The 20,069-nt window shown below is 37.4% G+C and carries 17 protein-coding genes; 13 read left to right on the forward strand and 4 right to left on the reverse strand.

All coding sequences use genetic code 11. The annotated features are described in order from the left end of the window. The first annotated feature begins 68 nt into the window (after positions 1 to 68). Positions 69 to 908: a pentapeptide repeat-containing protein gene (locus ACZ5XR_RS10775; protein ID WP_464501652.1), complete on the forward strand. Its 840-nt coding sequence runs from the start codon at positions 69 to 71 to the stop codon at positions 906 to 908. 426 nt (positions 909 to 1,334) lie between these two features. Here ACZ5XR_RS10775 and ACZ5XR_RS10780 read toward each other — a convergent pair whose 3' ends face one another. Together ACZ5XR_RS10780 and ACZ5XR_RS10785 are read right to left on the reverse strand one after the other, a co-directional pair. Continuing rightward, on the reverse strand, positions 1,335 to 1,823 hold the full coding sequence (locus ACZ5XR_RS10780) for a hypothetical protein (protein ID WP_464501653.1): 489 nt from the start codon (positions 1,821 to 1,823) through the stop codon (positions 1,335 to 1,337). Between the two features lie 305 nt (positions 1,824 to 2,128). Continuing rightward, positions 2,129 to 3,358: a cytochrome P450 gene (locus ACZ5XR_RS10785; protein ID WP_464501654.1), complete on the reverse strand. Its 1,230-nt coding sequence runs from the start codon at positions 3,356 to 3,358 to the stop codon at positions 2,129 to 2,131. Positions 3,359 to 3,540: 182 nt separating this feature from the next. Here ACZ5XR_RS10785 and ACZ5XR_RS10790 point away from each other — a divergent pair, with 182 nt between their 5' ends. From ACZ5XR_RS10790 to ACZ5XR_RS10800, 3 genes are all read left to right on the forward strand, one after another. Beyond that, positions 3,541 to 3,693 (forward strand): hypothetical protein, encoded by a 153-nt coding sequence (locus ACZ5XR_RS10790; RefSeq protein ID WP_464501655.1) that lies wholly within the window; start codon positions 3,541 to 3,543, stop codon positions 3,691 to 3,693. A gap of 24 nt (positions 3,694 to 3,717) precedes the next feature. After that, positions 3,718 to 4,464 (forward strand): SDR family NAD(P)-dependent oxidoreductase, encoded by a 747-nt coding sequence (locus ACZ5XR_RS10795; protein ID WP_464501656.1) that lies wholly within the window; start codon positions 3,718 to 3,720, stop codon positions 4,462 to 4,464. Positions 4,465 to 4,692: 228 nt separating this feature from the next. Beyond that, positions 4,693 to 5,340, forward strand: coding sequence for an SCO family protein (locus tag ACZ5XR_RS10800; RefSeq protein ID WP_464501657.1), 648 nt, complete (start codon positions 4,693 to 4,695; stop codon positions 5,338 to 5,340). Positions 5,341 to 5,641: 301 nt separating this feature from the next. Here ACZ5XR_RS10800 and ACZ5XR_RS10805 read toward each other — a convergent pair whose 3' ends face one another. Further along, positions 5,642 to 6,850: a helix-turn-helix domain-containing protein gene (locus ACZ5XR_RS10805; protein WP_464501658.1), complete on the reverse strand. Its 1,209-nt coding sequence runs from the start codon at positions 6,848 to 6,850 to the stop codon at positions 5,642 to 5,644. Positions 6,851 to 7,031: 181 nt separating this feature from the next. Between ACZ5XR_RS10805 and ACZ5XR_RS10810 the strand changes: the two genes are divergently transcribed. The 9 genes from ACZ5XR_RS10810 to ACZ5XR_RS10850 all read left to right on the forward strand — a co-directional run bounded on the left by ACZ5XR_RS10810 (position 7,032) and on the right by ACZ5XR_RS10850 (position 18,982). After that, positions 7,032 to 7,202, forward strand: coding sequence for a glycoside hydrolase family 78 protein (locus ACZ5XR_RS10810; protein ID WP_464501659.1), 171 nt, complete (start codon positions 7,032 to 7,034; stop codon positions 7,200 to 7,202). Between the two features lie 365 nt (positions 7,203 to 7,567). After that, positions 7,568 to 9,868: a beta-glucosidase gene (locus ACZ5XR_RS10815; protein ID WP_464501660.1), complete on the forward strand. Its 2,301-nt coding sequence runs from the start codon at positions 7,568 to 7,570 to the stop codon at positions 9,866 to 9,868. A gap of 113 nt (positions 9,869 to 9,981) precedes the next feature. Then, positions 9,982 to 11,400: an MFS transporter gene (locus ACZ5XR_RS10820; RefSeq protein ID WP_464501661.1), complete on the forward strand. Its 1,419-nt coding sequence runs from the start codon at positions 9,982 to 9,984 to the stop codon at positions 11,398 to 11,400. A 221-nt stretch (positions 11,401 to 11,621) separates the two neighbouring features. Further along, on the forward strand, positions 11,622 to 13,223 hold the full coding sequence (locus ACZ5XR_RS10825) for an MDR family MFS transporter (RefSeq protein ID WP_464502284.1): 1,602 nt from the start codon (positions 11,622 to 11,624) through the stop codon (positions 13,221 to 13,223). 183 nt (positions 13,224 to 13,406) lie between these two features. After that, positions 13,407 to 14,405, forward strand: coding sequence for an alpha/beta hydrolase (locus tag ACZ5XR_RS10830; RefSeq protein ID WP_464501662.1), 999 nt, complete (start codon positions 13,407 to 13,409; stop codon positions 14,403 to 14,405). 50 nt (positions 14,406 to 14,455) lie between these two features. Then, complete coding sequence (locus ACZ5XR_RS10835; RefSeq protein ID WP_464501664.1) at positions 14,456 to 17,203, forward strand: family 78 glycoside hydrolase catalytic domain; 2,748 nt, start codon at positions 14,456 to 14,458, stop codon at positions 17,201 to 17,203. 251 nt (positions 17,204 to 17,454) lie between these two features. Then, the gene (locus tag ACZ5XR_RS10840) at positions 17,455 to 18,177 is read left to right on the forward strand and encodes an NAD-dependent epimerase/dehydratase family protein (protein WP_464501665.1); all 723 of its coding nucleotides are present in this window, start codon (positions 17,455 to 17,457) and stop codon (positions 18,175 to 18,177) included. A gap of 60 nt (positions 18,178 to 18,237) precedes the next feature. After that, positions 18,238 to 18,372 (forward strand): sporulation histidine kinase inhibitor Sda, encoded by a 135-nt coding sequence (sda, locus tag ACZ5XR_RS10845; RefSeq protein ID WP_464501666.1) that lies wholly within the window; start codon positions 18,238 to 18,240, stop codon positions 18,370 to 18,372. A gap of 145 nt (positions 18,373 to 18,517) precedes the next feature. Continuing rightward, complete coding sequence (locus ACZ5XR_RS10850; RefSeq protein ID WP_464501667.1) at positions 18,518 to 18,982, forward strand: DUF3291 domain-containing protein; 465 nt, start codon at positions 18,518 to 18,520, stop codon at positions 18,980 to 18,982. A gap of 38 nt (positions 18,983 to 19,020) precedes the next feature. Here ACZ5XR_RS10850 and ACZ5XR_RS10855 read toward each other — a convergent pair whose 3' ends face one another. Further along, positions 19,021 to 20,052, reverse strand: a complete 1,032-nt coding sequence (locus ACZ5XR_RS10855; RefSeq protein ID WP_464501668.1) for a hypothetical protein — start codon at positions 20,050 to 20,052, stop codon at positions 19,021 to 19,023. Between the last annotated feature and the right edge of the window lie 17 nt (positions 20,053 to 20,069).

The raw sequence follows: 20,069 nt of genomic DNA on the forward strand, positions 1-20,069 counted from the left end.
ACTTCCACCAACCCTAGAATATTAATACCCAGTGAATCCATGTCGAGAACGAAAAGGGTGTGTAAGTATTGCCTGAGCAACAAATAAATAAGAAATTGAGTGCTGACTGCGAGAAATGTTTTGGTTTATGCTGTGTAGCTTTATCATTTACTGCATCTTGTGATTTTGCCTTTGATAAAAAAGAAGGGACTCCTTGCCGGAATCTGCAATCAGATTATCGCTGCGGGATCCATAAAAATCTTAGAATAAATGGCTTTCAAGGATGCACAGTATATGAATGCTTTGGAGCTGGCCAAAAGGTTTCTCAAGTAACTTATAATGGATCTGATTGGCGGAATAATGAAGCAACAGCAGATGAAATGTTTGCGGTATTTCCGATTATGCAACAACTTCATGAAATGCTTTATTATTTGAATGAGGCTCTTAGTTATGATGCTGCTAGGTCTATTTATAAGGAATTAGAGCAAGCAATGAAAGAAACAGAACAGCTCACGTATTTAACCCCAGATGCCCTCCTAGCCATTTATGTACCCAGCCATCGGGAAAAGGTTAACGAATTACTTTTAAAAACAAGTGAACTTGTCCGGTCAAAGGTAAAGAGTAACCATCACCATGGAAGGAAACGAACAAAAATGAAGGGTCGCGACCTAATCGGTGCGAATCTAAGAGGAGCGAACCTCAGGGGAGTTAATTTAAGAGGAGCACTCCTTATTGCTTCTGATCTTCGGGGAGCAGACATGAGATCAACAGATCTTATTGGTGCTGATTTGAGAGACGCTGATTTAACAGGTGCTAATTTAGAAGGAAGCATTTTTCTTACCCAGGTACAAGTGAATTCGGCTAAAGGGGATAGGAATACAATATTGCCTTCATCATTAAGAGTTCCTGAACATTGGCTTTTGATATGAAATTGACACTCATTTTTTATTGGTGTGTAGCCATTTAAGTGGAAATTACATAGGGAAATGCACCCCAAATTGTGGGGGTACAATGACTGTTGTACCCTACAATTTTACCCTCAATTTGATAGACAATTTATCTTACAAAAAATGCTTTGAAACATTAGAAGTCTTTTCCATTATTGAGTAACCGGTGATATTTAAAATAAACGGAGATATTTCGGTTAAATTCAGAATGGAGCTCTTTTCGGGGGAAATAAGGGGATGATTTCCGGTTATGCAAAGAAAAATCCCTCATTTTCATGTTTTTTGAGTCAATAGGCGGAATCTCTCCGTCTATTTAAGCAATTTTCAGTGCTATTTCCAAATTAAGAGAAATTTCTCCGCTTATTTTCAAACCTGATGGCTTTGATAGATGAATATTTTTTATCGCCACTAACACAAAACGATTATTCTGTAGGGTGTGGTTTGGGCCGGGATACTTTTCGTGGCAGGTCCATAGATAACGATGAGATCACGGTTCGCTGGATTCCTTGAAAAGAGCTGCCCATTGGTTAATCTTAGTTGAGTATAGGGGGAAATATTTAATCGTAATTGCCCATCACTACTCACCAACTCACTATTAAAATAATCTACTTTTACATTCTGTTTTGGGCTTTTGTTTACCATGACAAGCGCTTGATATTGTGGAGGGTAAATAAGCGGAGCAGGTGCATTCCCGTCATAATATCCAGTCACTTGATCTCCTACTGCCACCAATAGATGATCGACAAAGTAAGTGGTGGGGGACACTACGAAATTCACGATTGCTCCCGTTCCGTTTTCTACAGTAAATAATTTTTTACAGCCATCTTCTTCACCATGTTGACCAATAAGATCAGTAATCCTGGTGACGGTACCTTGAAACGAAAAAAATTTTGTCATCCTTATCCCTCCAATGCTATTACCTTTAGATTTAAAGGAATCCGCATTTGGTCATTACTTTGTCTACCATATGTAGGTCAATGCCTATATGACTGTGTAGGTGCCTATATAGGTTTAGAAAATGTTCTGAATCGGAATGTAAAGGGGCTAAATTGCGAATAAATTAATGAAATACATAACAAAAGATTAAAGCAGAGGGGAGTCCCCTCTGCTTTTGAACATTATTTAAAAGTACACACTGTGATATTAATTGAAACGCCGTTAGATCTAGGTTGGAATATGGATTCATTACTATAAATAAATCCTTACTTATAAACTTTTATCGGAAGATTTGTTAACGACTGTCCTGTAGCAGAAGCCGTCAAATTTTCTTCTAATTCAAACCCATTCACTGGTTCAATATGCGCAAACTTTTGTAAGAAAGTCTCTAAGGCAATTTTCATTTCTAAGCGTGCAAGAGGGGCACCCAAACAGAAATGTGGGCCACTTCCGAATGTCAAATGCTTTTTATTGTTTGGACGATGAATGTCTAGTGAGAAAGGATTATCAAACATATCCGCATCCAAATTGCATGCACTCATCCAGGCGATCACTACATCTCCTTTTTTTAACTCAATGCCTAATAAATTATTGTCTTGTTTAACCGTACGTTCTCTCCTTGTCATATGAAACCGATATCGGAGCATTTCTTCAACAGCGTTTGGCACTAATTCTAAATTATTTCTAAGCTCCCTATATAATGACTGATCATCATATAGCAATGAATAAAAAGTATTGGCAATCGCATGGCTGGTGGTTTCGACACCTGCCCCTAAAAGTAGCATTGTGACCTGAACAATCTCTTCATCCGAAAACTTTTCACCATCTACTTCAGCTTGGATTAAGTCAGAGATGATGTCTTCTGAGAGATTAGAGCGTTTTTGAACGACAATAGGAAAGAGATATTGGAAATATTCTTTTGCAGCATTTAGTTTTTCAAGCTCAATGTCTTCCAATGTTGCCTTATTGTAAGGTTGGAAAAGTATATCAACCCATTTTTTGAACTGAAACCGATCTTGTATCGGCACCCCAAATAAATCGGCTATAACGAGGCTAGGCAATGGAGCAGCCAATGCTTGAACAATATCAAGAGTAGTGTTTTCATGTAACTCTCCTACAAGTTCGGAAGCAAGCTGTTGAATACGAGGTTCCCAGTTCTTCAAACTGCGTGGAGTGAAAGCGGACGCTAACAAGGAGCGGCTCTTTCTATGTAAGGGAGGATCGATATTTATTATGTTGGTAAGAGAGTGCTTTTCTAGATTGCCTTTAGCTCCAACAAAAAGAGTGGTTCGAGATCCTTCACTTGAAAAGTATTCATAGTTGCTTAACACTAGTTTAACATCTTCATATTTAAATACATTCCAAGTATCCGTTTTTTCATGATAATAAACAGGATGATGGTGAAGCATTTCTTTATACCAATCAATAGGAAAAAATTCTTCTGCACGAGATTGGAAATTTGGAATTTCATTAATGGCAATAACTTCTTTATACATATGTTTCCTCCTTGTCGGTACCTTTAATATTTGAACATGCTTTTACAAAGGATGCTTATTATTTTATATTCTTAATTTTACTGAGTTAAAAATATATTCATATTTATTTTTAAAAAGAACATAATGTTCGTTTTGAAATTCAAATATTGGTAAATAATATGCTGTATTTGGGAGGTGGGAATATGGCAAATAATGATTTTAAAGTGGCTAATTTATCAGATGAACAGATGCATAAGCTCATACAGTTTGAAAATCAATTAGGTGTTACATTGATTGCTTATGAGCATACCGTATCGCAAATAGGTGATCCAGCAGCTTCACCTAAGCATGATTAATCGGATATAAAGGAATGAACGTGAATGATAGAAAGGTTTAAAAATGAAACTGTCATTATTACTGGTGGATCTAATGGAATTGGTGAAGGAATTTCGAAAGCGTTTGGAAATTATGAGGCCAATATTTGTATCGCAGATGTAGATGAAAAAAAGGGAAGTGATGTTTTAAATCAAATCAAAGAAGTCAACCAAAATGTATTTTTCTATAAGACTGATCTAAGAAATGAAGAAGATATTTTTCATTTAATGAAAAAAGTGAAAGAGCAGTTTGGAAAGGTAGATATTTTAATAAACAATGCTGGAGTTTCTAGATTCAAACCATTAGTTGAATTAACGACTAATGAATGGGATGATGTAATCAATACGAATTTAAGAGGCACTTTTATCGCTTCAAGAGAGGCTTCTAAAATGATGCCTCGAGGTGGTAGGATTATTAATATGGCATCAACTAGAGCGATTATGTCTGAACCTAATTCTGAAGCTTATGCTGCTTCAAAGGGTGGAATTGTGGCTTTAACTCATTCATTAGCAGCATCACTACAATCAAAAGGAATCACAGTAAATTGTATTAGTCCTGGCTGGATTCAAAATGTAAATTATAATGAATTAAGTGAGAAGGACCATCTTCAACATTGGTCAAATCGAGTTGGCACTCCTGATGATATTGCTTTGGCATGCTTATATCTTGCAGATCCAAAAAATAATTTTATTAATGGACAAAACATCATTGTTGATGGTGGAATGACACGTAAAATGATATATGAGGAATAAAAAAGTTTTAGAAAATAAAAATGAAAGCAGCTAGAATGATAATCCAGCTGCTTTTTCATGTTCGAATAACCCCCGATTATTTGATAAATGCAGATATTAATACAAGACCGTTTTTTGATGTAACGGAAAGTGGGTTTTAGAATTATCAGATAATATTATGGTTTTCTTTAGCTGAATTGTTTTATAATTAAAAGAGTATCAATAATGAATGGAAGAGGATGTAGAAAAATGCTAAAAAAGTTAAGATGGTTTCTATACTTTGTTGTAGTTGTTTTGGTTGGTTTTAACATTTGGCAATACTTTCAGCAAAAGACCGCCGCCTGGAATGATCCCACCCTTAATAAATTTAAAAAAGACCTTGGCATTTCAGAAGTTTCACTTAAAAATCCTCCTAGTTTTACTCTTACAGACCAACACGGGAAGGTAGTTTCTTTATCTGATTTTAAAAATAAAAAACTAGTTATCCAACCAATCGATCCCAAATGTACTGATGTATGCCCGATTATTTCTCAAGAGTTAATCGATGCGGACCAACAATTAGGAGCTAGTGGGAAAGATGTAGTTTACATCGGTTTGAATGTAAACGAATACCACAAAAGCGTAAGCGATGTAAAAGCTTTTTCAGACCAGGAAGGTCTATCCCACCTCAAAAACTGGTATTTCCTCACTGGTTCGGTTGATACTCTTAAAAAGATTTGGAAAGATTATGGGATTACAGTAGTACCAAGTAAAACAACAGATGTAATACATACATCTGAAATGCTTTTTGTGAATAGCAGTGGGAAAGAAATGTATGATGGGAACCCTCAAGATGATGGGTCTACAATCAAAGAATGGTCAAATGCGATTAGTTATCTTGTGAAAAAGATGCCCTGATATAATTTTTACTTCTATAGAGCGACATAATACCCTAAAAACCAAGATTCGTTCCTTTTCCATTGAGACGAATCTTTTTCGTTTGCTTGAAAATATAAAGGGCACAATTCCTTCAATAACTAATATAAAAAAATTCATTTTGTATTAATGAACTATAAAATATTACTATCAGCTTCTATTCTTCAGGGGTCTAGAGGCAGTAAACAAGTTAAATGATGATTTTAAAAAAATTCCTTTTTTTAAGTATGATAAATTGGGCAGGAGTTTAAATTGTATGTAAAACTCCTGCCCTATCCTCTGCTTAGATTTTGTTTTTGAAGTGCTTAGGAGTAGTACCGGTGAACTTTTTAAATACTTTTATGAAATAACTTTGGTCATTAAAATTAAGTAAAGAGCAAATTTCTGGAAGCGTGTGTGTTGAATTTTTTAATAACTTCTTACTTTCCTCGACTTTCTCTCTTTGAATATAATCTCCCAGGGGGATTCCCAATTCATTTTTAAATAAACGTGATAGGTAAGCGGGATTAAGATGGACCAATTTCGCAAGATCCGCAATTGTAATTTTTTCATAAATATGGTTAAAGATAAAATCCTGACAAATTAATACGGGGTTGGAATATTGATGATGTTTGCGTTGACGTACTCGGTCGCAAAACTCAATAAACGCCTTAGAGGATAAATGATTTATTTCGCCAACTGATGTGGCGTCTTCTATTTTTTGAATGTATAAATCACTCATGGTATAAGCCAATTCTGGTTGTAACCCTCCGTCTATGGCAGCCCGTGTAAAAAGCGCAATACCGCAAATACCTAAATTTTTTTCGTTCCTTAATTGACTTTTCTTTGATAAGACCCCAATTCCCTCCGGAGGATTTAAGGTGGCATATTCGGATAATACTTCTAAGCGTCCTTCTCTAATGGCTTGAAGAACATGTTTCTCAAATGCAGGATCGTGATGAAGAGAGATATTTTGGCGGTTGATACTTAAATTGGCATCAACAGTCTTTTGAACATCGAAATTATTCTGGACAAGGACATTTTTTTGTATAACTTCCCCGACATCTAATTTCTGCTGAAATATCATGTAATAAATTAATAAACCGGTATGCATAAATTTTAGTGGACTCATAGTCGGTAACTGTTGGTAGTAAGAGATTAAATCGTTTTTATACATATTACTAATGTTATTATCGTTCAAGATGCCTGTTATGAGATCATCGGAAATCTCTTTATACAGACAAGGTCCTGCAATTAGAGAGGCAGTTGGCAGATTGATAATAAGGTAATTTTCTAAATAGTTAGTTGTCCTTATTACAGGAAAATCGGAGGGAGCGTCTGTAAATATAAGTTGTTTCAACTGTTGTTTTTTATCCGGAATAATTGGATTTTGAATAGGGGACTTTGGAAATTCAATAACTATTTCATCATTTTTATTGAAAAAGGTAACAGGAACTTTACAAGATTCAAATACAAGTCTGCAAATATAGTCCAAGTTTTCGATTTTCATCATAATCCCCTTAGTTTTTAAAGTAAAAGTACAAATAGTTCGATTTTTGTGCAAATCATAACATAAAAACGGTTTCAAAAGCAATATAATATTCTCAACTCGAGTGATTAGAAGATCAAGGAAATTACATTAAGTCTTTTAATGGTCTTATCAAATTAAAAGATTTTAAAATTGGGAGAAAGATATGTTAAACATTACAAAATTACAGTGTGAAAATAAATCGAATCCATTAACGATCGATACGAAAACACCAAGATTCAGCTGGCAGCTACAGTCTGACAGATTGAATGTTTATCAGACTGCAAACTTGAAGGGAGGAAAGTTGTGGCGGAAGTTGAAGTTCCAGTCAATGTAACTGCCCAGTTAAAGATAGGAAAAGAAGAAAAAACAGTAGGAAGCGGGAAATATCTGATTTGTTCAGAAAAGTAAGGGAAGCATAAGCATGTATTTCAGCAAGGAATGATAAAAAGCGCCCTATATAATTTTAAGTCGATAGGTTAAAACTATCGACTTTTTTTACGGGCAAATTTGGTAATTTGTCATTAGGAAGGATTGATTTTCAAAATCCAAGTTATCCATGTTCGAAACAAATAACATAATTTAAAAAATAAAGAAGTACAAATAGTTCGATATTTATACAAATCGTAATATAAAAGCGGTTTCAAAAACAATACAATAATCTCAACTCGAGTGAAACAAGTAATAAAGGAGAGAAATATTTTGCAAAGAAACATTCAAGAAATCATTTCGCAAATGACGCTAGAAGAGAAAGCTAGTTTATGTTCAGGTGCTAGTTTCTGGCGAACAAAAGGGATTGAAAGACTAGGTATCCCATCAATTGTTTTGACAGATGGTCCCCACGGGCTGAGGAAGCAAAAAGATGGCGCAGATCATTTAGGACTCAATGAAAGTGTGCCAGCCACCTGTTTTCCATCCGCTTCCGGATTAGCCTGTTCATGGGATAGAAACCTGATCGAGAAGGTTGGGATTGCATTAGGGGAAGAGTGTCAGGCGGAGGATGTGGCCATCCTACTCGGACCAGGTGCCAACATTAAACGGTCCCCGTTATGCGGCAGGAACTTCGAATATTTTTCAGAGGATCCTTATTTATCTTCTGAACTAGCTGCCAGCCACATTAATGGTGTACAAAGTCAAGGCGTGGGAACTTCTCTGAAGCACTTTGCCGCCAACAATCAGGAGCATCGCCGGATGTCTGTTGATGCTGTCGTAGATGAACGAACGCTAAGAGAAATTTATTTGGCAAGTTTTGAAGGGGCTGTCAAGAAAGCGCAACCATGGACCGTTATGAGTGCTTATAACAAGGTAAATGGCGAATATGCGTCGGAAAATGAATACTTGCTAACCAACATTTTAAAAGAAGAATGGGGACTTGAAGGGTTCGTCGTTTCTGACTGGGGAGCGGTAAATGAGCGGGTAAGCGGTTTATCCTCCGGGCTTGACCTTGAAATGCCGCCAACAGGTGGTTTGAGTGACCAGAAAATTGTAGAAGCGGTGAAGAATGGAGAGCTTTCGGAGGAAAAGTTAAATCAAGCTGTAGAAAGAATGTTATCGGTAATATTTAAAGCAGTCGAACATAAAAAAGAAAACGCCGTTTATGATAAACAATCCCACCATCAGCTGGCAAGGGTAGTAGCAAGTGAATGCATGGTTCTCTTGAAAAATGAAGATGGTATTCTTCCACTTAAAAAAGAAGGTACTATTGCTGTGATTGGAACACTCGCCAAAACGCCACGATATCAAGGCGGTGGGAGCTCTCACATAAATCCTACTAAGCTTGATAATATTTTTGAAGAGATTGAGAAAATAGCCGGTAATGAGGCAAAGGTAATATACGCACAGGGATACGAGCTTCAAAACGATGAAGTGAATAATCAACTCATGCAAGAAGCACGGGAAGCTGCCCGAAATTCTTCTATTACCGTTTTATTTGTCGGATTACCGGACCGGTACGAGTCTGAAGGATATGACCGAGAGCATTTGCGGATACCTGAAAATCAACAGAGATTAATTGAGGCAGTGGCGGAAGAGCAAAAGAATTTGGTCGTTGTCCTTAGTAATGGCGCACCAATTGAAATGCCATGGATTGATCGCGCGAAAGGATTACTGGAAGGTTATTTAGGAGGGCAGGCATTAGGAGGAGCCATTGCAGATATATTATTTGGACATACAAATCCATCGGGCAAATTAGCGGAAACCTTCCCGGTACGTTTACAGGATAACCCTTCCTATTTGAACTTCCCAGGGGAAGCCGACAAAGTGGAATATAAAGAAGGCTTGTTTGTTGGTTATCGCTATTATGACGCTAAAGAAATACAACCTTTATTTTCATTCGGTTATGGATTAAGTTATACAAATTTTGAATACAACAGCCTTTCGTTAAGTAAGAAAGAAATGAAAGATACAGAAACAGTAACCGTTACGGTCAATGTGAAAAATACAGGTCAGTATCCGGGAAAAGAAATTGTTCAGCTGTATGTAAGAGATGTGGATTCCTTAGTTGTTAGACCCGCAAAAGAATTAAAAGGATTTGATAAGGTATCACTTCAACCAGGTGAAGAAAAGACGGTTTCTTTTGTGTTAGATAAAAGAGCGTTTGCTTATTACAATGTTTCGTTAAAGGACTGGCATGTAGAAAGCGGGGATTTCGAAATTCTTATTGGAAAATCTTCACAAGAGATTGTTTTCAAAGATAAGATTCACGTAGAGTCTACTGTTCAAGTTAAAAAGAGATTTACCCAAAATACACCGTTGGGGGATATGATGGAGGATCTGACCGCAGGACCTATCGTCATGGAATTTCTTGCAAAGTTAAGTGAAAACTTCCCTCAGCCGGAAGGAGAACATTCTGAAATGGTCGATGCAATGGCGAAATATATGCCACTACGCGCATTCGTTTCTTTCAGCAATGGAGCCTTTACTTATGAAATGTTAAATGGATTGCTATTCCACTTAAACAAAGCTACCGAAAGTGAGCATTTAGCTATAAAGGAGAATAAATAGAAAGAAATAGATATAGGCAGAGGTGAAGTAAGAAGAACTCATCTTCACCTCCCCATAAACAGTTCTTTTTTATAAATAAAATGAAAGCGTTACATTATAAGGAGGAGAGAAAAATGGAGGCAAATATAACAAATCAAGCTAATGTGGAGTTGAGTAATAATATTAACACTCAAAATGAGGATAGAAAACTTAAGTTTCGTGAAAAAGCAGCTGTAACCATCGGTGGAATGACAGGAACAGCCCACTTTCAAATGATTTCCATGTTTTTGCTTTTCTTTTATACTGATGTAATGAAAATTAGCCCTGCTTATGTTGCTGGATTGTTTTTAGTAGCCCGGATATTTGACGCCATTTTAGCACCCGTTTTTGGGGTATTCGTCGATAAAATAACAACTCCTTGGGGGAAGTACAGGCCATACAGCGTGATTATAGGTGTACCAACAGCAATTTTCGGATGGCTAACCTTTACTAATTTCCATTTTGGTCACAATGCACAGTATATATATGCAACCTTAACTTATCTTATTTACAGTATTTGTATGGCAATTGCCCAAGCACCAGGGGCTGCCCTCACTCCTGCCATCACTAAGAGAGTAGACGATAGAGTATCAATTGGTTTCTATAGTTATATTTTTGTCATGATCGGGGCTATGGTAGTAGTAATTGGTGGACAACCTTTGGTTAAAGTTCTGGGTGGCGGTAATGATACCAAAGGTTTCACACTACTTATGGGAATATTTGCAATAGTCACTATAGTTACTTCGATATTTTCTTTTCTTAACATAAAGGAAAGATATGTTGTGCAGCCTAGCAAGGAAGATAAGAAGACCTCATTAAAAGAAATGTTTGCAGCAGTATTTACTAATAAGTCAGCAATTATTGTATATGTTTATATATTCGCTAACAATTTAGCTAACGGCATTCGCTCTGGTATTATGATTTATTATTTTCAATATTATTTCCATAATGTAGGTTTAATGGCGACAGTTGGTATCGTTGGTTTGCTTCCGACCTTTATTGGAGCCATGTTAAGTTCAAAGATTACGAAACGTATCGGCATTAAAACGAATGTTCTTATATCAGCGATCGTGAATGTGGTTTCAATGGCAGCAGTTATTGTCCTTCCTGGTACCTCTACAGGTGCTACAATTTTCTTAGTTATTAGTGTAATTGCAAGTTTATTCAGCGGATTTGCTAGTCCAGCCCAGAGCGCTATGATGCCGGCTGCGATGGATTATACGGAGTGGAAGACTGGAATCAATGTAAATGCTTTTATGGGATCTTTCCTTGGATTTTTACAAACTTTTGCAACCGCATTATCAGGTTCAATAGCTGCAGGCGCCTTAGCCTTTGTTGGGTACGTACCAGGAGCAAACCAAAGCAGCGAGACCATCTTGGGTATTAAAATCCTAATGGGTATTTTGCCAGCCATCATAATCGTTTTTACAGCCAGTGTAGCATGGTTTGACCTTACCGAGGATAAGCAAGCTCAAATTGCCAAAGATCTTGCTGAACGAAAAAAGAATGCATGATTTAGCAAGTAATTAACATCACAGTATTAAGCTGTGGTGTTTATTTTTTGATGTTGGTTTAAAAATACTATTTTTGTTCGAATATTACCATAAATGCGTTTTCAAATTTATTATAATGATTTCGAAGAAAAATATAGGACTCGTGAAGCCGCTTAATTTGATTCCTGGTCTATTGTGTGAATAAACAATGAAAGGGTGATTCTTTGATCGCAAGAGATGAAATGGATGAACAAGATTTGAGCAATCCGGTTAAGCATCAAAACTTGCTTCTTGCAGGATTATTTATTGCTATGTTATTTGGGGCGTTAGACGGGACCATTGTGGGAACCGCCATGCCACGTATTGTTGGGGAATTAGGAGGACTCGGATTAATGGCTTGGTTAACTACTTCCTATATGTTAACCTCGACTGTTATTGTCCCAATTGCGGGTAAATTATCAGATTTACTAGGCAGAAAAGTAATTTATGTTACAGGTCTGGTAGTATTTATCGTTGGTTCTGCCCTTTGCGGAATGGCTCAGGGAATGAACGAACTGATTATCTTTCGTGCCTTTCAGGGGATTGGCGGCGGAATTATGATGCCGATGGCTTTTATTATTGTTGGTGATATGTTTCAAGGGGCACAAAGAGCGAAGTGGCAGGGGATTTTCGGTTCCCTTTTTGGGGTCGCAAGTATTATTGGTCCCCAAGCAGGTGGCTGGATTGTCGATTCACTGAACTGGAGATGGGTTTTTTATATTAATCTTCCTGTAGGGGTTTTGGCAACTATATTAATTGCGGCTGGTTTGCCTAGACATCGCAAGGTAGGAGAGGTGATTTTTGATATTCCTGGGATTATTACCATGGTGATAGGTGTTGTGGGTCTTCTTCTTGCCCTAACTTTTGGAGGGAAGGATTATGCTTGGCTATCATGGCAAATCATCGGGCTTTTCACTTTTTCCATTCTTGCTCTTATAGCCTTTGTTTGGATTGAAGGCAAAGCAAGAGAGCCAATTCTCCCAATCAGCTTGTTTAAAAATAAAATTTTTACGGTAACCAACGGAATCGGTTTTTTGATGAGTGTAGGGATGTTTGGTGCCATGATGTTTGTTCCTTTATTTATGCAAGGAATTGTTGGGGTCAGTGCATCCGCGTCAGGAACGATCATGATGCCGATGACCATTGCCATGATTGTCACTAGCGTTATTATCGGATTGTTTATACACAAAACTGGGGTGCGTTTACAGATGGGTTCTGGGTTGTTACTTATGGCAATCGGGTTTATTTTTCTTGCTATGATGGACATTCATACAACGAAACTAGCCGCCTCCCTGTACACTTTAATCATTGGGATTGGTATGGGGCTTATCATGCCAAGTTTAACAATTGTATTACAAGAAAGTTTTCCGGCTTCAGAACTTGGGATTGTCACATCGTCCAGCACATTTTTTAGGCAAATTGGCGGAACATTTGGGATGACCATTTTAGGCGCGGTCATGAATCAGAGGTCTGGTCAATATTTAATTCATCACCTTGTTCCTGTTTTGGATCAATTGCCAAAGCAAGCAGACCCATTAAAGATTCAAATTATTTCTCAAATAAATAAGGATCCGCAACAGCTTTTTTCAGCACTGCTTAGTCCGGAAGCTTTAGCCAAATTACCAAATATCATGATAGGGAAAATAGTCCCTATCATGAAGGCATCGCTTGTTGATTCTCTCCATTTGGTATTTATTTGCAGTATAGGGTTTGTTTTATTGGGATTATTTCTGGTGCCATATATGGGGAAAATTAAAATCTCTGTACAGGGAAAATCAAAAAATAAAGCCACGCAATTTCATTAGAAAAAATCTTAACAAGTTTATAAGTAGAGTTGAAACAAGAGTATCGTATATTCAATTTTATAGTAGGAAAAATTTTTTAGTAGAGATATTCATATAGTACTATTTTTGTACAAATCACAATATAAAAACGTTTCCACGTTTAATAATATTATTGCTAAAGCTGTTATATAAAGGAGTGGAGGCATGAGAATAGAAAAAGTAATTTTAAATACTAATAAGGTAGTAACGATGACTGCCTATTTATTGGACAGTTCAACGGAGTTTAATAATATTTCTACCCGCCCTGCTGTGTTGATTTTTCCAGGTGGTGGGTATTACAGTACCTCTGACAGAGAAGCAGAACCTATAGCCATGGCATTTCTGGCTGAAGGTTATAATGCCTTTGTTCTTCGATATTCTGTTGGAAAAGAATCAACTTTTACAATAGCAATATCCGATGCGGAAGAGGCGATTACGATGATCCGAGAAAATACGGAGAGTTGGAACACAGCTCCTAATAAAATTGCAGTAATTGGATTTTCCGCCGGCGGGCATCTGGCAGCCGCATTAGGTACGATGGGGAAAAACAGACCAAACGCATTAATACTCGGGTACCCATGCATCCTGTCATCGATAGGGGATGTTTTGGCTTTCCCAGTACCCTCACTTGAAAAAGAGGTGGATTATCAAACACCGCCGGCATTTCTATTCTCTACATTTGAAGATAGCCTTGTTCCGATTGAAAATACACTTTGCTTCATGATGGCTTTAAATAGAAACAAGATACCGTTTGAATCGCATATTTTCCAAAAAGGAACACATGGACTTTCGTTAGCTAAACCTCTATCATCATCCGGATTGAAATCTTTTGTGGATAAGGACTTTGCCCAATGGTTTGATTTAAGTATTTCATGGTTACAAAAGGTACTTGGGGATTTTCCTGCGGACAAGGAGAGTCTAATCTCTGATGCAAAGGATGTAAAGGAGTATTCGACCGACGTTACCATTGGCTCAATATTGGAACAAACTGATTGCCGAGAAATATTAATTGAATATTTACCCTCGTTTGCACAGAGTGAGATGGCAGCCGGTGCAAAAACTTATTCTATGAAGGTCATTAATCAGTATTTGCCTGAACCTCTTTCAGAAGATCAAATGAAGGAATTGGACATGCGCTTAAGAGCCATTCCTTTTAATCGCTAATCGAAAGGCACTAGAAAAAAATCAAATCATTAAAACTGGGGTGTTATTGTATGATTTTAAAGGATCTTCGTATCGAATATCGGGAAAATCCGATTGGACTGGATGTAAAAAAACCTAGATTTTCTTGGAAAATAGCATCGGAAGAACAGAAGGTTTTACAGACTGCATACCAAATTATTGTAGAAAAAGAGGGTACCATTGTTTGGGATTCAGGGAAAAGGGAAAGCAGCTCTTCAGTGTTAGTCGAATACGAGGGGATGGAACTTGATGCTTGCTCTTTGTACGGGGTTCAGGTAAAGGCATGGGATAATAAAGGGAATCAGGCAATAGTAAAAGGATACTTTGAAACAGGTTTATTAAAGGGAACAAATTTCTGTGCAGAATTTATTACACATGATTTTCCAGAGGAAGAAACAGCCTGTCCAGTTTTTGTTAAAGAGTTTCAAGTTGATAAAGAGATTAAAAATGTGAGAGTTTACGCTACCGCATTAGGTGTTTATGAACTCAAAATTAATGGAGAAAAAGTGGGGGATACCTTTTTTGCTCCTGGCTGGACTAACTATAAAAAACGACTCCAGTATCAAACCTATCAGGCGGATGATATGCTTCAAAAGCAAAATAAGATCGAAATAACAGTTGGAAACGGTTGGTATAAAGGGAATTTTGGCTTTGCTATGACACCAAATATTTATGGCGACAGGGTGGCTGCCATAGCTGAGATTCATATTACTTATTCTGATGGAAAAAAAGAAATCATTAAAACCGATGAAAGCTGGAAGGTGACAACCGGAAAGATTCGTAGCAGTGAAATTTATATGGGAGAAACCATCGATTCTTGTTTCAAAGGGGAAGAGTTGCGAAACGTAGTGGGCTTCTCCTTCAATAAGAACCTAATCGTAGGGCAGGAAAGTGAATCAGTAAGGATTACCGAAAAAATCTCCGCCAAAGAGTTTATTGTAACTCCAAAGGGTGAGAAGGTAATTGACTTTGGACAAAACCTAACAGGATTTGTAGAGGTTAAGGTAAAGGGAGAGCCGGGACAGGAAATTACCATCCGACATGCGGAAGTATTGGATAAAGAGGGGAATTTTTATCCTGACACCCTTCGTCAGGCAATATCCCATGATGTTTATATTTGCAATGGAGAAGAGCAAACCTTTCTGCCGCACTTCACTTTCCATGGCTTCCGTTATATTTGCATTGAGGGACTTGATGATATTGAACTCGAAAATTTTACTGCCTGCGTACTCCATACAGAGATGGAGGAAACTGGAACATTTACATGTTCCAATCCGCTAGTAAACCAACTACAAAGCAATATCCAATGGGGGCAGAGAGGCAATTTCCTGGATATTCCTACAGACTGTCCGCAAAGGGATGAAAGACTTGGTTGGACAGGTGATGCTCAGGTGTTCGCAGGAACTGCTGCCTATAATCGGAATGTAGCTTTGTTCTTTTCTAAATGGCTGCATGATTTGGCGTCGGAACAGACGGCTGAATTTGGCGTTCCTCATGTTATTCCGAATATTTTAGGACAACAGGAAGGTGCGGCTGCCTGGAGCGATGCCGCAGTCATTATTCCTTGGGTCATTTATCAGACATATGGAGATAAGAGGATATTAGAAGAACAATATGAAAGCATGAAGGGCTGGGTTGATTTTATCAAATCACGCTGCAGTAAAAATGGACTATGGCAGACCGGCTTTCAGTATGGAGACTGGCTTGCATTAGACAAAGAAGAAAGTGCAGACAGGACAGGAGCTACTGATAAATACTTAGTCGCAAATGCCTACTATGCATATTCAACCGATATCGTAAGAAAAACGGCAAGACTTCTCAATTATACAGAAGATGCCGAAAAGTACGATGAACTATATGGAAAAATTAAAAAGGCATTTAATGAAGAATATATTACTTCTACTGGAAGAATGGTGAGTGAAACACAGACAGGTTGCATATTAGCACTTTATTTTGACTTGGCAGAAGAAAAATATCGCGATAGAATTCTAAAATCCTTGGCAACCAATATTGCAAACCATAAAAACCACCTTTCTACTGGCTTTGTTGGAACTCCGTACTTATGCCATACTTTGACGGAAAATAATCTTCATGATCTAGCGGGAATCCTGTTCTTAAGAGAGGATTATCCATCGTGGCTTTATTCTGTGAAAAAAGGGGCGACAACGATTTGGGAGCGCTGGAATTCGATTTTACCAAATGGAGATTTTGATACCTCCGGAATGAATTCCTTAAACCACTATGCTTACGGTTCAATTGGCGATTGGATGTACCGAAAACTTGCCGGTATCAACCAATTGGAACCAGGTTACAAGAGAATCCTGATAAAGCCGCAGTTTATTAAAGGAATCACTTCAGTGGAAGCAACATTTAATTCTGTTTACGGCGAAATAAAAAGTGCTTGGGTCTGCCAGGATAAATGGATCAAGGTAAAAGTGGAGATTCCAGCAAATACAACGGCAGTGATATACCTTCCAGAGAAAGAAGAACCAATTGAATTAGGTTCCGGAACCTATCAATATGAATATGAAACAGAAACGAATTTGGAAAAAGAACGGTTTACTTTTGATTCGACTCTGAAGGAAATTCTTGACGAGCCACGCGCAGTACAAATTTTAAAACAATATGCGCCGGATTTAATGGATAATCCGATGATCCAGTTCGCTTATCAGATGTCAATTAATGAAATATTAGCCAATGCACCAGATGAAACGGAACAATTGTTTAAAATTGTGATTGATTCTCTTAACCAAAGCCAGAATGAACTTTTGACGAAATAAAAACATATTCAAAATGAACTTTGATTGTTGATCGATAGGTTATAAACCTATCGATTTTTTGTGTGGAAAAGCATTTTTCTCAACCTCTATATATAGATTTAGATAATGTACAAAAACTTCTATTTTTGTACAAATAGCAATATAAAAATACTTTCCACTTTATTAAAATTACATCAAAACTCTTGTTTTGTTATACGTAATGCGTGAATTTGAACAAGCCTTTTATATGGAGAAATTAAGGAGTGAAAAGGTTGAAACATAAAAAAACTATTTTTTTAACAGGTGCATCAGGCAATATGGGGCATGAAGGCTTTAAGCAGTTACTTAATAGAAGGGACCGTTTTAATATTGTGGCTTTAGTCCTGCCGACAGAAAGAGATAAGAATATCATGTCCATTTATGAAAAAGAGCCAGGTGTGAAAATAATATGGGGTGATTTAACGAATTATGAAGATGTATTAAAGTGCGTAGAAGGAGCGGATTACGTCCTCCATGTAGGTGGGATGGTATCCCCTGCAGCTGATTACCTACCTTCCTTGACTACCAACGTGAATTTAGGGGCAATCAGAAATATTATCAAGGCGATAAAAGCTCAACCAAATCGAGATGAAATGAAACTGGTTTACATCGGAACAGTAGCCCAGACAGGTGATCGCAATCCGCCGATTCACTGGGGAAGAACCGGTGATCCTATAAAGATCAGTATCTATGATAATTATGCGATCACGAAGACAATTGCCGAGCGCGAAGTAATCGAATCTGGTTTGAAATATTGGGTGTCCTTAAGGCAAACCGGTGTTTTATATCCGAGTATTCTGGATAATCTGGACCCGATTATGTTTTTCCCAGCCCAATGGAATTATGATGTGGAAGCAAAAGTGAATCCTTTTTTTGCCCAAGTTTGGGATCCGCTTCACGATCCAGATGAGGCAAATTTCTATGGTGAAAATATTATTCTAGATATAAAAAAATAATAGATTTCAGATATCGGGATTTAATAAAAAAAAAGAACGTATAAAAAGAGGAGAATCAAAATGAATACTCTCAGTACGGAACAGCTGAATGAATTATTTATTAATGCACAAGAAAAAGATGTAAGTAAAGATTTTATTATGCTATTAGCTGAAGAAATAAATAAACGAGTTATCGATAAATTGCTGAACTTGTAGTTTCATTAATTCGGATAAACTTACATGTGAAGCTACTGAAGGGTAGCTTTTTTCTATGCACATATCAAAGCAGGTTAGCTGAAGAAGGAATTTTCACATTTTTACTTGAATATATCTAGGAAATGAATACGATTGGGGGCTTTTTATGGCATTAGTTTCAATTTATACTGTGGGTAGACTAAACCATTCCTATGACCACCCTGCCTCTCGTGAATTTTTTCAAGTGGGAAATGAAGTATATCGTCAGGCAACTAAATCAGGACTTATCGAGGCGTTTTCACCTGAAGGAGTCCCTTTCCCTGAAGAAACGGTAAAAGGAAAGGGTTCTCCTATTCTTACATTAACAGTATGGAGAAGCCTTCAATCCTTATATCGCTTTACCTATTCTGGACAGCATATGCAAGCATTAAGAGATAGAAGCAAATGGATTGAGCCCTATCCAGATAACCACCTTTCCTATGTAGTTTGGTGGTCAGAAAAGGTGAAGGATGTCTCATGGGAGGAGGCATTCAAGAGATACAACCACTATATTCAGCGTGGTCCGACTCCTTTTGCATTTGATTTTAAGCATGCATTTGATGAAAAAGGGGAAACGTTCTTGATTAAGTAGCTGTGTAATCAAGAAGCCCGTAAAAAGGGCTTCTTTTCTCAATCTATATTATTATTATTTTTACGGGGTGGGAGTGGGAGGTTCCCTTTCCAGAACTTTGCAAGATCGATCACTCTGACTATCCAGTCTTGTTCCTCCTCTTGTTTGATCCGGAGTTCATTGAGTGATGCTTTGACAGCATTAAGCTCCTTATAAATACTTTCATTCTCCAGTTTTAATTTTTGATCTTCCGCTTTCTGTATTTTTTGCAGTCCCTCGAGTGATGCTTTGACAACATCTAGCTCCTTAAAAATACTTTCATTCTCCAGTTTTAATTTTTGATCTTCCGCTTTCTGTATTTTTTGCAGTCCAGCGAATGATGCTTCGACAGCTTCCAGCTCCTTATAAATATTTTCATTCTCCTGTTTTAATTTTAGTTCTTCCGCTTCTTGTATTTTTTGCAGTCCAGCGAGTGAAGCTTTGACAGCATCCAGCTCCATAAAAATACTTTCATTTTCCTGTTTTAATTTTTGATCTTCTGCCGCCTGTATTTTTTGGAGTCCAACGAGTGAAGCTTTGACCGCATTCAGCTCCTTATAGATACTTTCATTTTCCTGTTTTAATTTTTGATCTTCTGCCGCCCGTATTTTTTGGAGTCCAGCGAGTGATGCTTTGGCAGCATCCAGCTCCTTATAAATGCTTTCATTCACCTGTTTTAATTTTAGTTCTTCCGATTCCCGTATTTTTTGCAGTTCAGTGAGTGATGCTTTGACAGCTTCCAGCTCCTTAAAAATACTTTCATTCTCCTGTTTTAATTTTAGTTCTTCTGCTTCCTGCATTTTTTGCAGTCCCTCGAGTGATGCTTTGACTGCTTCCAGCTCCTTATAATTACTTTCGATCTCCTGTTTTACTTTTTTTATTTCTTCGGCATTTACTATTTTGTTGTTGGCTAAGTCAGCCTTACCCCTATATTTATTAGATTTTTCGGTAATTTTTGCAGCGGCAGGGGGCTGATCTGTGACATCCAAAGGGTTTAATGGGGTCTCAAAATGAGTTCCTTTTGATTTCTCATCGATGTTGCTTAAGTCCATTTATGTGTCCTCCTGTT

The sequence above is a fragment of the Neobacillus sp. Fa239 genome (assembly GCF_055395235.1).

Coding starts and splice junctions, on each gene's coding strand:
- ACZ5XR_RS10780 (WP_464501653.1), bottom strand. CDS start 1,823: ATGACAAAATTTTTTTCGTTTCAAGGTACCGTCACCAGGATTACTGAT.
- ACZ5XR_RS10785 (WP_464501654.1), bottom strand. CDS start 3,358: ATGTATAAAGAAGTTATTGCCATTAATGAAATTCCAAATTTCCAATCT.
- ACZ5XR_RS10790 (WP_464501655.1), top strand. CDS start 3,541: ATGGCAAATAATGATTTTAAAGTGGCTAATTTATCAGATGAACAGATG.
- ACZ5XR_RS10795 (WP_464501656.1), top strand. CDS start 3,718: ATGATAGAAAGGTTTAAAAATGAAACTGTCATTATTACTGGTGGATCT.
- ACZ5XR_RS10800 (WP_464501657.1), top strand. CDS start 4,693: ATGCTAAAAAAGTTAAGATGGTTTCTATACTTTGTTGTAGTTGTTTTG.
- ACZ5XR_RS10805 (WP_464501658.1), bottom strand. CDS start 6,850: ATGATGAAAATCGAAAACTTGGACTATATTTGCAGACTTGTATTTGAA.
- ACZ5XR_RS10810 (WP_464501659.1), top strand. CDS start 7,032: ATGTTAAACATTACAAAATTACAGTGTGAAAATAAATCGAATCCATTA.
- ACZ5XR_RS10820 (WP_464501661.1), top strand. CDS start 9,982: ATGGAGGCAAATATAACAAATCAAGCTAATGTGGAGTTGAGTAATAAT.
- ACZ5XR_RS10825 (WP_464502284.1), top strand. CDS start 11,622: ATGGATGAACAAGATTTGAGCAATCCGGTTAAGCATCAAAACTTGCTT.
- ACZ5XR_RS10830 (WP_464501662.1), top strand. CDS start 13,407: ATGAGAATAGAAAAAGTAATTTTAAATACTAATAAGGTAGTAACGATG.
- ACZ5XR_RS10835 (WP_464501664.1), top strand. CDS start 14,456: ATGATTTTAAAGGATCTTCGTATCGAATATCGGGAAAATCCGATTGGA.
- sda (WP_464501666.1), top strand. CDS start 18,238: ATGAATACTCTCAGTACGGAACAGCTGAATGAATTATTTATTAATGCA.
- ACZ5XR_RS10850 (WP_464501667.1), top strand. CDS start 18,518: ATGGCATTAGTTTCAATTTATACTGTGGGTAGACTAAACCATTCCTAT.
- ACZ5XR_RS10855 (WP_464501668.1), bottom strand. CDS start 20,052: ATGGACTTAAGCAACATCGATGAGAAATCAAAAGGAACTCATTTTGAG.